The following is a 13,629-nucleotide window of genomic DNA, read 5'->3' on the forward strand; positions in this document are numbered from 1 at the left end:
GTCGGGGTGCCTTCGACCCCACCATCTTACTCTTCGGTAAGTCTATCTTACTCCAGAGTAAGAAGTGTGCTGACCCGTCGTCGAATCGCCGGTTTCTGTCACGCTGGTCGGGTGCCCGTCATCGCGTCGGTTTTCGCGCTCGTCCTGCTGGTGACCTCGGGGCGCTACGGCTACCACCGCGACGAGCTGTACTTCCTGGCCGCGGGTCGGCGGCTGGACTGGTCTTACCCCGATCAGCCGCCGTTGTCGCCGTTTCTGGCCAGATTCATGGCTGCGGTCGATCCCGATTCGTTATGTGTCATGAGATTGCCCGCCATCGCCGCGGCGACGTTCGTCGTGGTGTGTGCCGGGCTGATGGCGGGGGAGTTGGGTGGTGGGCGTGGCGCGCGAGCGCTGGCGGCCGGTGCGGTCGCGAGTTCCGCGCTGATGATGGGCGTGGGGCGTCTGCTGGGGACGACGGTGTTCGATCTGGCGGCCTGGTCGCTGATCTGTCTGCTCGTGCTGAAGCTCGGGCGGGATCCGCGATGGTGGCTGGTGCTCGGATCGGTCGTCGGGATCGGGCTCCAGAACAAGGTACTGCTGATCGTGCCGGTCGGTGTGCTGGCCGCGACACTGGCCGCGACCGGACAGCGAAAGTTGTTCGCGACCAGGTACTTCGGGTTCGCTGTCGGCATCGCGCTGGTGTTGTGGGCGCCGTATCTGTGGTGGCAGGCCGGCAACGGGTGGCCGCAGTGGGAGCTGAGCAGAGCCATCGCCGGTGGATCGTCGGGTACCTCGGATACGCCGATCATGTTCGTGCTCTTGCAGTTCGGGCTGTTCGGGCCGCTGCTGGTTCCGCTGTGGGGGTACGGATTGTGGCGGTTGTGGAATTCGCGGTGGCGGGCGTTTGCGCTGACCTACGCGGTGCTGTTCGTGGTATTTCTCGTGACCGGCGGCAAGGCCTACTACCTCGGCGGGATGTACCCGGTGCTGCTCGCGGCGGGTGCCGTAGGTCTGTGCCGGTGGCTGGGTGAGGACCGAAAACGCTGGGCGGCAGTCACTTCGGTGCTCACGGTCAACGCGGTGATGTCGGCGGTGTTGTTCCTGCCGGTGCTGCCGGTCGCGTGGTTACGCGACTCTGCGGTCCTCGCGATCAACTACGACGCGGGCGAGACCATCGCCTGGCCCCGCTACGTCGAACAGATCGCCGCTGCCTGCCCACCCGGTGTCCCCATCCTCACCGCCAACTACGGCGAAGCGGGTGCGATCGAACACTACGGACCTGAATATGACCTGACCACACCGTATTCCGGCCACAACGCCTACTGGTGGTGGGGACCTCCGCCCGACACCGCGACAGAGGTCCTCACCGTCGGCATCGACCATCGACGACTCACCGAGCTGGGTTCGATCGTCGAACCCGCGGGTGTGCTCGACAACGGTCTCGGCATCGACAACGACGAACAGGGTGAGCCGATGTTCGTCTGCCGGAACCCGATCCGGCCGTGGTCGCAGCTGTGGCCGCAGCTGCGCACGCTCGGGTGATCGGTGGTTCGCGGGTGCTAGAGCCCGTGCCGATCGAGGAAATCGGTGAGCAGCTTCTGCCACTCGTCGGGACGCTCGACCATGACCACATGGCCTGCTTCGATTTCCGCGTATTCGGCGCCGGGTATTCCCGTGGCGAGTGCCCGCGAGTTCTCCGGATCGACGAGCAGATCGGCGGTGGTGGCGACGACGAGAGTCGGGACCGAGACAGTGGCGAGATCGGCGGTGGTGTCGACGGTTTCGATCAGGGCCGCCTGTTGGCGGGTACCGCCGGGGATCGAGCCGGCCGTCTGCCGGACCATCTCGTCGACTGTCGGTGCCGGAAGGCTGTTGACGAAATCCGTGGAGAAACCGGTGAGCAGAACCAAGCGGGCGAAGGATTCGTGCGCGCCCCGGTCGAGGAGGTCCTGCCAGGCCTGTACGGCCAACCGGGCTCGATTGTCGGGTGCGGCCAACCCGGCGGTGAGCAGCAGGCCCGTGACACGGTCGGGATGACGTGCGGCAGCGCGCACGGCCACCGCGGTGCCGAGGGAGAAACCGACGATGGTGAAGGTCGGGACACCGGCGTCGGTGGCGGCCGCTACCAGGGCATCGGCGAGGTCATCGAGCGTCAGCGCGGTGTCGTCGCCGGGGTAGTCGGGGGCGACCACGGTGTGCCCGGCCGCGAGCGCGGGGATCACGGTGCCGAAGTTGCTCTCGATCGAGCCACCCCCGCCGTGCGCGAGGAGAATGCCGGGGCCGGCGCCGTGGATGCTGGTCTGGAGCGGAATGGTTGTCATACGGGCGACGTTAGGGATTCACATGGATGTGAAGGTCAAGCCGAAGGTGCCGGTGGTCACATGCTGATCGGCGAATTGGCGCGACGCACCGGGGTCGCCACCCGGCTGCTGCGCTACTACGAAGAACAGGGTCTGCTGCATCCGCACCGCGACAGCAACGGTTACCGCAGTTATCCGGCATCGGCGGTAGCGGCGGTCGCCCGGATCAGGGAACTGCTGGCCGCGGGACTGAACACCGATGACATCGCCCTGCTCATGCCGTGCGCGGAAGACGCGGGGCCGGTCCAAGCCTGCGAGATGTCGGTGCGAATCATGGCCGACAGAACCGCCGAACTGGACCGACGCATCGCCGACCTCGACCGCCAGCGATCCCGACTCGCCGCTCAACTCGGCGCCAGCCTCGCCCACGCCGGGACGGGCTTGACGTAACCAGCACGCTTGGTGTCGTCTGCCGTCGACGCGGCGGGACCGATCGAGCTGGGCCCGCCGCGTACAAACCTTATTCGCGCACGTAGTAGCGCAGGGTCAGGTAGGCGGTGACGGCGGCGAAGACGATGCCGACGGGCGCGATCGTCAGGGCAACCACGGCGATGTCGTCGCCGGTGATGCGCGGGAAGACATTGCTGTCGAACAGCGGGCCCAGCGCCCGGTCGATCACCAGCGGCCGGGCGATCACCAGGCCGAGGATCGCGAGTACCGAACCGACGAAGGCGGCCGCGACCGCTTCCAGCAGGAACGGTAGCTGCGTATACCAGCGGGTCGCGCCCACCAGGCGCATGATGCCGACTTCCGTGCGCCGCGTGAACGCGGCGATCTGCACCATGTTCAGCACCAGCAGCATCGCGGCCAGCGCCATCACCAGCGCCAAACCGAACGCGGCATTGCGCAGCCCGTCGAACAGGCTGGTCAGCCGGTCGACGAACTCCTTGTCGTTGGCCACGATCCGCACACCCGGCCGCGTCGCGAAACTGTCGTAGATGTGCTGATACTGATCGGCGTCGGTCATCTTCACCCGCAACGAGGCAGGCAGTGGCGAGTCGGAGATGTACTGCACCATCTCCGGCTGATCCGCGAACAGCTTCTTCGCCTCTTCCAGCGCGTCGGCGCGGTTGAGGAACTGCACGCTCTCCACACCCGAGGTCTGCTTGAGGTCGGCGAGCAGCGACTTGCACGGGTCGGCGGCGCAGTCGGGATCGGTGTCGGAGACCGCGTCGTCGAGATAGAAGCGCACCTCGAGGCGGCCGATGAAGAAGTTCTCGGTCTTGTCGGCCATCCGCACCGACAGCATGCCGCCGCCGAGCATCATCAGCGACACGGCCGTGGTCAGGATCATCGCGATGGTCATCGTGAGATTGCGGCGCAGGCCGTCGACGACCTCGGTGAACAGGAAACTCAGTCGCATTATCGACCCACCCCGTAGACGCCGGTCGCTTCGTCGCGCACGAGTCTGCCGTGGTCGAGTTCCACCACCCGCCTTCGCATGGCGTCGACGATGTGATTGTCGTGGGTGGCCATCAGCACCGTGGTGCCGACGCGATTGATCCGTTCCAGCAGCGCCATGATGTCGGCGCTGGTATCCGGGTCGAGGTTGCCGGTCGGCTCGTCGGCGAGCAGGACCAGCGGCCGGTTGACGAACGCGCGCGCGATCGCGACCCGCTGCTGCTCACCACCGGACAGCTCCGACGGCAACCGCTGTCCCTTACCGCCGAGCCCGACCATGTCGAGCACCTCGGGCACCGTCCGGTCGATGAATTGGCGCCGCTTGCCGATCACCTCCAGCGCGAACGCGACGTTCTGTTCCACGGTCTTCTGCTGCAACAGCCGGAAGTCCTGGAACACGCAGCCGATCCGCTGCCGCAACTTGGGCACCTTCCGGCCGGGCAAGCGGTCGACGCGGAAATCCGCGACCCGGATCTCGCCCGATGTCGGCGCCTCTTCCTTGAGCAGGAGTCGCATGAAGGTCGACTTGCCCGAACCGGACGGGCCGATGATGAAGACGAACTCGCCTTTTTCCACATCGACGGAAACGTTGTCCAGCGCCGGTCGCGTCGAGGTCTCGTACGACTTGGTCACGTTGCGCATGGTGATCACGGGGAGCCAGTGTAACCAGCGAACCAGCCGTCTCAGCGGGACGCGGCGCGTCGATCAGGGTTGGGGGTCGGCATTCACCCAGGTCGGTACGGCGTTGAGGAACGTCGTCGGGCCCTCGGCGGCGGTATCGGTGGGTTTGACGAACAGGTACACGACAAACGTCGACAGCCACGCCGCCATCAGGATCGCTGTGGACTTACGTGGTTTCACTGATTCCCTCCTTACGCAGGGCCGCGGCGACGCGTACGCGCAGTTCGCGACCCACTTCGAATTGTTTGCCTGGCAATGTGCGGGCAACCATCCGGATGTTCATCACGTCGAGCGAGAGATCTTCGACACCCATCACCGACGGCTCGTCGAGCAACAGCGGTTTGAGGCGGCGGTCCTCGTAGGCCTTGGTGCACACCGCGTGCAGGATCTCGTTGATCTTGGTGATATCGGCCTGCGCCGACACCGGGACGTCGATCGCGGCCCGCGCCCAATCCTTGGACAGATTGGTGACTTTCACGATCTGCCCGTTGGGGACGATGATCACTTCGCCGTCGGAGTTACGCAGCGTGGTGATGCGCAGCGTCACGTCCTCGACGGTGCCCTCGGCGGGGTCGGCGGAGCCGGTGACCGAGATCTGCACCACGTCACCGAAGCCGTATTGGCGCTCGGTGATCAGGAAGAACCCGGCCAGAATGTCCTGGACGATGCGCTGCGCGCCGAAACCGAGCGCGGCACCGAGCACCGCCGCCGGCGCGACCAGACCCGTCACCGCGAAGCCCAGCCTGCGCAACACCTCCATGCCGACCAGCACGTACACGATGGTCAGCACCACCCACGTGACCACCTGTGCCAGCGCGTGACGGTGCTTGGCCGCTTCGGTGCGGACCAGGGCGTCACTGGTCTGGAAACCCGAGTCGATCTTGGTGGTCACCCGATCGCGCAGGAACGCGGCGAACCGGCCGAACAGCATCGCGCCGACGATCAGCAGGACGATTTCCAGCCCACTGGAACGCATCCAGTCGCTGATCTCGGGTCCGCTGCTGGCCGCGAGGACGTCGGTCATCGCGTCTCCTTCATGGACCTGCACAGGCACAGTTTCGGTTCGGTCGAACGCACACCAGAAAGGTTACAGGTCGGTCACGGCGTGCGGTCAAACGTGCTGAAGCGCACGGTTTGTGAGCGAACAGCTGGCTACGCGTCGTCCTGATCGCGCATGCGCCAACGGATTCCGGACTCGATGAAGCCGTCGATGTCGCCGTCGAGGACCGCGGTCGGATTGTTGACTTCGTGGTTGGTGCGCAGGTCCTTGACCATCTGGTATGGGTGCAGCACGTAGGAACGCATCTGGTTGCCCCACGACGCGCCCTCGTTGGTCTTGAGCGCGTCCATCGTGGCGCGCTCCTCCTGGCGCTTGCGCTCGAGCAGCTTGGCCTGCAGCACGCGCATGGCCGAGATCTTGTTCTGCAGCTGCGACTTCTCGTTCTGGCAGGTCACGACGATGCCGGTGGGAATGTGGGTCAGGCGCACCGCGGAGTCGGTGGTGTTGACCGACTGGCCGCCGGGGCCCGACGAGCGGTACACGTCGACCCGGATCTCGCCCTCGGGGATCTCGATGTGGTCGGTCGTCTCCACGACGGGCAGGACCTCGACCTCGGCGAAGGAGGTCTGGCGACGGCCCTGGTTGTCGAACGGGCTGATCCGGACCAGGCGGTGCGTGCCCATCTCCACCGACAGCGTGCCGTAGGCGTAGGGCGCCTTGACCGCGAAGGTGGCGCTCTTGAGGCCCGCCTCCTCGGCGTAAGAGGTGTCGTAGACCTCGACGGGGAACTTGTGCCGCTCGGCCCAACGGATGTACATGCGCATCAGCATCATCGCCCAGTCGGCGGCGTCGACGCCGCCGGCGCCGGAACGGATGTTGACCAGCGCGTCACGCTTGTCGTACTCGCCCGAGAGCAGGGTGCGCACTTCCATCGCCTCGACGTCCACGCGCAGTGCGGCGCGCTCGGCATCGGCGTCGGCGGTGGCTTCGGCGGCGGCCGCGTCCTCTTCGGCCTCGGCCAGTTCGTAGAGCACCGGCAGGTCCTCGAGCCGCTGGCGCAGATCCTCGACACGGCGCAATTCGCTCTGCGCGTGCGAGAGCTCACTGGTCACCTGCTGGGCGTGCTCCTGGTTGTTCCACAACTCGGGATCGGCGGCCTGGTGCTCGAGTTCATCGATGCGGCGGCGTAGTTCCTCGACATCGAGGACCGACTCGACCGTCTTGAGCGTGGTGTCGAGTTCTGCGAGGTCGGCGATAACGTCAGGATGCACGATGTCCTAGGCTACCGGTCCCGTCCGACACAGTGCCTATTCGGTCAGCTTGCGATGGACCGCAGGCCCCCTGGGCGGCGTCCGACCAGCTGGTCGAGGGCGTTCGCGCTGGCCTCGTCGGCCGGGAGCAGGACGTAGAGCGACTGGTCGTCGTCGATGGACAGATCCAGCGATTCGTAGGCCAGCCGCAGCGTGCCCGCCTCGGGGTGATCGATGCGGTTGATCCCGCCCGACGGCGGCAGTCCGGGCAGCGTCGCGAGGCGATCGGTGAAGGCGCTGCCCGCCGTCACGGTGAGCTCGTCGACCAGGGCGGCGACCATCGGATCGGCGCGGAACGGGCCCTGCTTGAGCGAAGCGACCAGCTTGTCGGCAGCCGATCCCCACTCGGGGTACAGCGCGCGGGCGCCTGGGTGGGTGAACACGAATCGGGCGACGTTGGCGGGCTCGCCCTGCTCGAACAGCCCCGCGGGCGCCATCAACTTCCGGTAGCCCTCGGTGCAGGCCAGGATCTCGGTGAAGCGATTGGTGATCGCGGCGGGCGCCGGTTCCAGCTGGGCGAGGATCGCCAGGATCGTCGGACGCACCGTGCGGTTGGGACCGTTCTCGGCAGCGCCACAACTGAAACCGGACACGCCTTTGCTGAGTTGATGCAGGTGAACGCGTTCGCGAGGACTCAGCCGCAACGTCTCGGCCAGCGCGGACAACACCTGAGCGGAGGGATGGCTGTCGCGGCCCTGCTCGAGCCGGATCAGATATTCCACACTGACACCCGCCAGCATCGCGACCTCGGCGCGACGTAGACCCGGCGTGCGCCTGCGTTGTCCGGCGGGCAGCCCGACCTCGGCGGGGGAGACCGCCTCGCGGCGGGTCCGCAGGAACAGCCCGAGTTCGTTGTCGCTCACCTCTTCGACGGTACCCAGCGCGGCGCCGCGCAGAGTGGCCGTGCCACTACCACTCTCAGCGTGGTCTCCCTGGGACGCTCGCGGTCCGCGAGATTTGGTCGTACCGGCTGATCGAGCCGGTACGACGAACAGGAGAACATCGTGTCCACGCTGAAGCTCGCGATCATCATCGGCAGTGTCCGTGACGGACGATTCGGCCCCGTCGTCGCGAACTGGTTCGCCCAGCAGGTCGACGACCGCTTCGAGGTCGACATCATCGACCTCGCCGACACCGCCCTGCCCGCCCTGCCCGCCGTGCCGCCCGCCCTCGACCCCGACCCGGTCCGCCCCGCCGGCATGCGCGACCTCACCGACCGCCTGGCCGCGGCCGACGCCTACGTCATCGTCACCCCCGACTACAACCGCAGCTACCCCGCCGCCCTCAAAGCCGCCATCGACTGGCACTTCACCCAGTGGGACGCCAAGGCGATCGGCTTCGTCGGCTACAGCGGCGGCTCCGGCGGACTCCTGGCCATCGAACACCTGCGCCAGGTCTTCAACGAACTCAACGCCCACACCGTGCGCCACTACGTCTCGTTCCCGCGCTACTACATGCTCTTCGACGAGACCGGCCAACTGCACGACCCGCAGGAACCCGAAGCCGCCGCCACGGCCCTGCTCGACCAGCTGCACTGGTGGACAAGTGCTCTGGTCGCAGCGAAAACAGCCCAGGTCGTGGCCTGACCGGGCGGCTTTCGCACGTTCTCACACACCCGGCCGGAGCCGCTGAGCTGGGGCGGGCAACGGCCGTGATGTTCACCGCGCCGCGAACTCGAGCGCGCCGGCTCGGCGAATACACTCCCACCGTGGCTGCCTACTCCGCTGACCTGGACCTTGCCCTGCGACTGGCCGACCAGGCCGACGCCATCTCCCTCGAGCGCTTCGGCGCCGTCGACCTCGAAGTCGACTCGAAACCGGACCTCACCCCGGTCTCGGACGCCGATCTCGCGGTAGAACAGCTGATCCGCCGCGTACTCGCCGACGAACGTCCCGCCGACGCCGTGCTCGGTGAGGAGTTCGGCGGTGACGCCGAGTTCAGCGGCAGGCAATGGGTGGTCGACCCGATCGACGGCACCAAGAACTTCGTTCGCGGCGTACCGGTGTGGGCCAGCCTGATCTCCCTGCTGGAGGACGGTGTCCCGGTGGTCGGCGTGGTGAGCGCGCCCGCACTGGGCAGGCGCTGGTGGGCCGCCGCCGGTTCGGGTGCATGGGTACAGGTCCACCCCGGAGCGCCCAAGCCGATCTCGGTATCCGCGGTCGCCGACCTCGATGCCGCGAGCCTGGCCTTCTCCAGTCTGTCCGGCTGGCACGAGCGCGGTCTGCGCGAGAAGTTCATCGACCTCACCGATGCCGTCTGGCGAGTCCGCGGTTACGGCGATTTCTTCAACTATTGCCTGGTCGCGGAGGGTGCGGTCGATATCGCGGCCGAGCCGGAGGTCTCCCTGTGGGACCTGGCCGCCCTCGACATCCTGGTCCGTGAGGCGGGTGGCGCGTTCACCTCCCTGGACGGGCGCTCCGGCCCGCACGGCGGCGACGCGATGGCCTCCAACGGCCTGCTCCAAGACGAGGTCCTCGGCCGTTTGCGCGGGTGAATCGAAGTTATCCACAGGTGCGCAACTTCGGCATCCGCCGCCGTCGGCTCCGGTCGACGGGCTGCGCGACCGGCGCTCGCTCGTAGGATGGCCCGGTGAGCAATTCCGGCGCCACAGCCCCCGATGTCGACGACTTCCCGCCCGAGGACTTCCCACCCGACGACGCGTACCCGTCCGACGGCGGGTACGTCTCCGAGCACGATTTCGCCGATACCGGCGGCTTCCACTTCGACGATCTCGCCCCGGCCACCCCGGGCCGGGTCGCGGCTCCCGATCGCGCTGAGACAGCCGACGAGGTACTACGCCGCGTCTTCGGCTACGACAGTTTCCGCGGCGACCAGGCGGCCATCGTCGAACAGGTCGTCGGCGGTGGCGACGCACTGGTACTGATGCCGACCGGTGGCGGCAAATCCCTCTGCTACCAGGTCCCCTCGCTGGTCCGCGAGGGCGTCGGCGTCGTCGTCTCACCGCTGATCGCCCTCATGCAGGACCAGGTCGACGCGCTGAGTGCCCTCGGTGTGCGGGCCGGTTTTCTCAACTCCACCCAGTCGCCGGATCAGCGGCGGACCGTGGAGGCGCAGTTCGTCTCGGGCGATCTGGACCTGCTGTACCTGGCGCCGGAACGCCTACGACTGGAAGCCACGCTGCGGCTGCTCGATCGCGGCAAGATCGCCCTGTTCGCGATCGACGAGGCGCACTGCGTGTCGCAGTGGGGCCACGACTTCCGGCCCGACTACCTCGCGCTGTCGCTGGTGCACGAACGCTGGCCCGATGTCCCGCGCATCGCGCTCACCGCGACCGCCACCGAGAAGACCGCCGCCGAGATCGTCGAACGGCTGGATCTGGGTGCCGCGAAACAGTTCATCTCCAGCTTCGACCGGCCCAACATCCAGTACCGGATCGAATCGAAGAACCGCGCCGACCGTCAGCTGCTCGACTTCATCCGCGCCGAGCATCCCGGCGATGCGGGCATCGTCTACTGCCTCTCGCGCAATTCGGTGGAGAAGACCGCGGCCATGCTCAACGAGAACGGCATCCGCGCGGTGCCCTATCACGCGGGCCTGGATTTCCGCACCCGTGCCGAGAACCAGTCCAGATTCCTGCGCGAGGACGGCCTGATCGTCGTCGCCACCATCGCCTTCGGCATGGGCATCGACAAACCCGACGTGCGCTTCGTGGCCCACCTCGACCTGCCGAAATCGGTCGAGGGGTACTACCAGGAGACCGGCCGCGCGGGTCGCGACGGCCTGCCGTCGACAGCCTGGATGGTCTACGGCCTCAATGATGTTGTGCAGCAACGCAAGATGATCGACTCCAGCGAGGGCGACGCGGCACATCGCAGACAGCTGCAACTGCACCTCGATGCCATGCTCGCCCTGTGCGAGACCGTCGGCTGCCGTCGCGCGCGGCTGCTCAACTATTTCGGTCAGACCGGTGGCGCCTGCGGCAACTGCGATGTGTGCCTGAACCCGCCCGAGACCTGGGACGGCACGGTGCCCGCGCAGAAGCTGCTGTCCACGGTGCTGCGGCTCAAACGCGAACGCGGACAATCGTTCGGCGCGGGCCACCTCGTCGATATCCTGCTCGGCAAGACCAACCAGAAGATCACCCAGCATCGGCACAACGAGCTGTCGGTGTTCGGCATCGGCACCGATCTGCGCGATACCGAATGGCGCGGGGTGGTGCGGCAGCTGCTCGCGGGCGGCCTGCTGGCGGTACAGGGCGAGTACGGTGTCCTCGCACTGACCGACGAGAGCAACGAGGTGCTGTTCGAGGGCAGGAAGGTGCCGATGCGGCGCGAGCCCGAACGCGCCGCCCGCCCCGCGCGCAGCGCGAAATCGGCCAAGGCGACAGCCGACCTGCCCGCAGCGGACGTCGGAGTGTTCGAGCGCCTGCGGGCCTGGCGTGCCGCGACGGCGAAGGAACAGGGCGTGCCCGCCTACGTGGTGTTCCACGACGCCACCCTGCGCGAGATCGCCGCGCGCAAACCCGCCGACCTCGCCGCGCTCGGCACCGTCGCCGGCGTCGGCGAGAACAAGTTGGCTCGCTACGGCGAGGGGGTGCTGACCACACTGGCCGGGGAGTAGCGGTGCACCTGCGCCTCCCCGCCCAGCAGGGGGTACACGCGCGGCGGCGAGGAACCCGCACCGAATCGGACGACGCCGAGTTACTGTCGAGTCATGGCGAACGGTGAAGGCTCGGACGACGATACGTCGGGCAGCAGCCCGAGTGCGGGAGCCGATACTCCGACCCCCCCGATGCCGCACCGCCACATCGACCCGGTCGTCGCACCCACCCTCCTCGGCGCCCACCACGGCGCGATCCACCGCGGCAGGCCACGCTGGTCGACCCTCGCGCTGATCGCCATCTTCACCGCCGCCTTGGTCCTCTACCTCGTACTGAGCCCCGGCTGACGTTCCGCCGCCGCCGCCCGATCGGCCGAGTTCGACAACGTCCCAGACACCGCTGCCGGATCCAGTGCTGTGTCACTGACGGCCGTGTTCCAGCGATCGCCCTCGCTGCCCGCCGATCGATCGTGTGCTCGCCAAGTCCTCGTATGCCCCGGCGTCCGATTCCGGAAATTTTGCGATGCCACGCACCAGCGGTGGCCGACATACGCATGTGAGTTGTCGTAGCCGCAGGTCAAAGGGATACCTGACGTCGACGACCCGGCGCACCGTTGCCGAGCGGGACCGATCACGGAGATCGGCCCGAGCTCGAGGAGGCGACGGCAATGGTGCGGTGGACTTGGGGCAAGCGTGTGGTGTGCGCGGCGATAGCGGTCACGGGATTGGCCTGCGTGCCGGTACCCGCCGGTGCCGACTTTCCGGCCCCACCCGGTCTCGACTTCGCGCGGGCGCTGGGCACACCGACCCTGCCCGGCATCTACGGCCCCGACACCGCCGTCGTGGTCCTCGGCTACGGCCTGACCCCGGAGGGCACGATGCGCGAGGAACTCGTGCGACGACTGCGCGCGGGCCTGGCCCAAGCCGTCTTCGCGCCGTGGTCGCCGATCATCGTCACCGGCGGCAACCCGCAAGCCGGTCTGTCCGAAGCCGACGCCATGGCCGAGTGGCTGATCGGCGCCGGCATCGACGAGAGCCGGATCCTGCGCGAATCCGAGGCCGACTCGACGGTGGCCAACGCTCGCAACACTGCGGCAGTGCTCGCCGACAAGGGCTTGCGCTCGGTCGTTCTGGTCACCTCCGAGGACCACATCGCCCGGGCCAGAGGCGCATTCGCCGACGCGGGCGTCCTGGTTGTCGGCGACCTCACGCCCGACCGCGCCCAGTGGGATTCGGTGCCACTGCACGTCGGCAGCTTCGGCCCCGCACCGCTGTGACCGATCATCGCCGCACGTCGGCAGTTGTGATGAGTAGTCGCGGAAATCTCGGCAATAACCCCGAGAACCCACCCTTCGCCTCGTAGCGTCGACCCATGACGCTCCACCTGTCCGACAGCGACATCCTCGCCGAGCTCGAGCCGACGGCCGAAGCCAATCTCAACGACCACCTGTCCAAGGCCAAGATGTGGCACCCCCACGACTACGTGCCGTGGGACGAGGGCCGCAACTTCGCGGCCATGGGCGGCGACGACTGGGATCCCGAGCAGTCGCGACTGAGCGAGGTCGCCAAGGCGGCGATGATCACCAACCTGCTCACCGAGGACAACCTGCCCTCCTACCACCGCGAACTCGCCGACACCTTCGGCTTCGACAACGCCTGGGGTACCTGGGTCGGCCGGTGGACCGCCGAGGAGAACCGCCACGGCATCGTTTTGCGTGACTACCTCGTCGTGACCCGCGCCGTTGACCCGGTCGCGCTCGAAGAGGCCAGGATGTCGCACATGACCGCGGGCATCGCCAAGCCGGAGAAGGGTTCGCAGTTCCTCAAGGGCGTCGCCTACGTCACGTTGCAGGAGCTCGCGACCAGAATCAGCCACCGCAACACCGGCGCGCTGTGCAACGACCCGGTCGCCGATCGCATGCTGGCCCGGATCGCGGCCGACGAGAACCTGCACATGATCTTCTACCGCAAGCTCTGCGCGGCGGCCCTCGACCTCACCCCCGACGAGGCCATGCGGGCCATCACCGACGTGATCCTGCGTTTCCAGATGCCCGGCCTCAACCAGCCCAACTTCCGCCGCAACGCGGTGCTGCTCGCCAAGCACGGCGTGTACGACCTGCGCCAGCACCTCGATGTCGTCTTGCGCCCGACCCTGCGGATCTGGCGAATCTTCGAGCGCACCGATTTCGGTCCCGAAGGCGAGATCGCCCGCGACGAGCTGCACACCTACCTGCTCGACCTCGAGGTCAAGGCGGCCCGTTTCGAGGAGCAGCGCGACCGCGCACTGGCCAGGGCGGCCGCCCGGGTCTGAGTCAGCCATGGAATAAAGCGCTGG

General features: G+C 67.4%; 15 protein-coding genes. 8 read left to right on the forward strand and 7 right to left on the reverse strand.

The genetic code is table 11. The features are described 5' to 3' along the window. Positions 1–111 precede the first annotated feature (111 nt). Complete coding sequence (locus ACFTS5_RS19970) at positions 112–1,524, forward strand: glycosyltransferase family 39 protein (protein ID WP_378632932.1); 1,413 nt, start codon at positions 112–114, stop codon at positions 1,522–1,524. A 17-nt stretch (positions 1,525–1,541) separates the two neighbouring features. On the opposite strand, the gene ACFTS5_RS19975 is transcribed toward ACFTS5_RS19970, so the two are convergent. Continuing rightward, complete coding sequence (locus tag ACFTS5_RS19975; RefSeq protein ID WP_378632934.1) at positions 1,542–2,303, reverse strand: alpha/beta fold hydrolase; 762 nt, start codon at positions 2,301–2,303, stop codon at positions 1,542–1,544. A 60-nt stretch (positions 2,304–2,363) separates the two neighbouring features. Between ACFTS5_RS19975 and ACFTS5_RS19980 the strand changes: the two genes are divergently transcribed. Further along, on the forward strand, positions 2,364–2,732 hold the full coding sequence (locus tag ACFTS5_RS19980) for a MerR family transcriptional regulator (RefSeq protein WP_378632937.1): 369 nt from the start codon (positions 2,364–2,366) through the stop codon (positions 2,730–2,732). Positions 2,733–2,802: 70 nt separating this feature from the next. Here the strand turns inward: ACFTS5_RS19980 and ftsX are convergent, their stop codons facing one another. From ftsX to ACFTS5_RS20010, 6 genes are all read right to left on the reverse strand, one after another. Beyond that, positions 2,803–3,705, reverse strand: coding sequence for a permease-like cell division protein FtsX (gene ftsX, locus ACFTS5_RS19985; protein WP_378632940.1), 903 nt, complete (start codon positions 3,703–3,705; stop codon positions 2,803–2,805). Further along, entirely contained in the window at positions 3,705–4,394 is a 690-nt protein-coding gene (ftsE, locus tag ACFTS5_RS19990) for a cell division ATP-binding protein FtsE (RefSeq protein ID WP_378632943.1), read from the reverse strand. Before ftsE ends, ftsX begins: the two co-directional genes overlap by 1 nt. Before the next feature lie 54 nt (positions 4,395–4,448). Further along, a complete protein-coding gene (locus ACFTS5_RS19995) occupies positions 4,449–4,604 on the reverse strand; it encodes a hypothetical protein (protein WP_378632946.1) in 156 nt (51 codons plus the stop codon). Continuing rightward, positions 4,591–5,448: a mechanosensitive ion channel family protein gene (locus ACFTS5_RS20000; protein WP_378632949.1), complete on the reverse strand. Its 858-nt coding sequence runs from the start codon at positions 5,446–5,448 to the stop codon at positions 4,591–4,593. Before ACFTS5_RS20000 ends, ACFTS5_RS19995 begins: the two co-directional genes overlap by 14 nt. A 128-nt stretch (positions 5,449–5,576) precedes the next feature. Then, entirely contained in the window at positions 5,577–6,695 is a 1,119-nt protein-coding gene (gene prfB, locus ACFTS5_RS20005; RefSeq protein WP_056812604.1) for a peptide chain release factor 2, read from the reverse strand. Positions 6,696–6,739: 44 nt separating this feature from the next. Further along, on the reverse strand, positions 6,740–7,597 hold the full coding sequence (locus ACFTS5_RS20010) for a helix-turn-helix transcriptional regulator (protein WP_378632953.1): 858 nt from the start codon (positions 7,595–7,597) through the stop codon (positions 6,740–6,742). A gap of 141 nt (positions 7,598–7,738) precedes the next feature. Here ACFTS5_RS20010 and ACFTS5_RS20015 point away from each other — a divergent pair, with 141 nt between their 5' ends. From ACFTS5_RS20015 to ACFTS5_RS20040, 6 genes are all read left to right on the forward strand, one after another. After that, positions 7,739–8,320 (forward strand): NADPH-dependent FMN reductase, encoded by a 582-nt coding sequence (locus ACFTS5_RS20015; protein ID WP_378632956.1) that lies wholly within the window; start codon positions 7,739–7,741, stop codon positions 8,318–8,320. A 122-nt stretch (positions 8,321–8,442) separates the two neighbouring features. Then, positions 8,443–9,228, forward strand: a complete 786-nt coding sequence (gene hisN / locus ACFTS5_RS20020) for a histidinol-phosphatase (protein WP_378632959.1) — start codon at positions 8,443–8,445, stop codon at positions 9,226–9,228. Between the two features lie 95 nt (positions 9,229–9,323). Beyond that, on the forward strand, positions 9,324–11,315 hold the full coding sequence (gene recQ / locus ACFTS5_RS20025; RefSeq protein WP_378632962.1) for a DNA helicase RecQ: 1,992 nt from the start codon (positions 9,324–9,326) through the stop codon (positions 11,313–11,315). A 93-nt stretch (positions 11,316–11,408) separates the two neighbouring features. Next, positions 11,409–11,642 (forward strand): hypothetical protein, encoded by a 234-nt coding sequence (locus ACFTS5_RS20030; protein ID WP_378632965.1) that lies wholly within the window; start codon positions 11,409–11,411, stop codon positions 11,640–11,642. 320 nt (positions 11,643–11,962) lie between these two features. Next, the gene (locus ACFTS5_RS20035; RefSeq protein WP_378632968.1) at positions 11,963–12,571 is read left to right on the forward strand and encodes a YdcF family protein; all 609 of its coding nucleotides are present in this window, start codon (positions 11,963–11,965) and stop codon (positions 12,569–12,571) included. 95 nt (positions 12,572–12,666) lie between these two features. Further along, positions 12,667–13,605, forward strand: coding sequence for an acyl-ACP desaturase (locus tag ACFTS5_RS20040; protein ID WP_378632971.1), 939 nt, complete (start codon positions 12,667–12,669; stop codon positions 13,603–13,605). Positions 13,606–13,629: the final 24 nt, after the last annotated feature.

This window comes from Nocardia sp. NPDC056952 (assembly GCF_042674185.1).
In the GTDB taxonomy this organism is placed as follows: Bacteria; Actinomycetota; Actinomycetes; order Mycobacteriales; family Mycobacteriaceae; genus Nocardia.

What these genes read in the sequence shown, in the direction of transcription:
- ACFTS5_RS19975 (WP_378632934.1), bottom strand. Translation starts at nt 2,303, where the DNA reads ATGACAACCATTCCGCTCCAGACCAGCATCCACGGCGCCGGCCCCGGC.
- ACFTS5_RS19980 (WP_378632937.1), top strand. Translation starts at nt 2,364, where the DNA reads ATGCTGATCGGCGAATTGGCGCGACGCACCGGGGTCGCCACCCGGCTG.
- ftsX (WP_378632940.1), bottom strand. Translation starts at nt 3,705, where the DNA reads ATGCGACTGAGTTTCCTGTTCACCGAGGTCGTCGACGGCCTGCGCCGC.
- ACFTS5_RS20000 (WP_378632949.1), bottom strand. Translation starts at nt 5,448, where the DNA reads ATGACCGACGTCCTCGCGGCCAGCAGCGGACCCGAGATCAGCGACTGG.
- ACFTS5_RS20030 (WP_378632965.1), top strand. Translation starts at nt 11,409, where the DNA reads ATGGCGAACGGTGAAGGCTCGGACGACGATACGTCGGGCAGCAGCCCG.
- ACFTS5_RS20035 (WP_378632968.1), top strand. Translation starts at nt 11,963, where the DNA reads ATGGTGCGGTGGACTTGGGGCAAGCGTGTGGTGTGCGCGGCGATAGCG.
- ACFTS5_RS20040 (WP_378632971.1), top strand. Translation starts at nt 12,667, where the DNA reads ATGACGCTCCACCTGTCCGACAGCGACATCCTCGCCGAGCTCGAGCCG.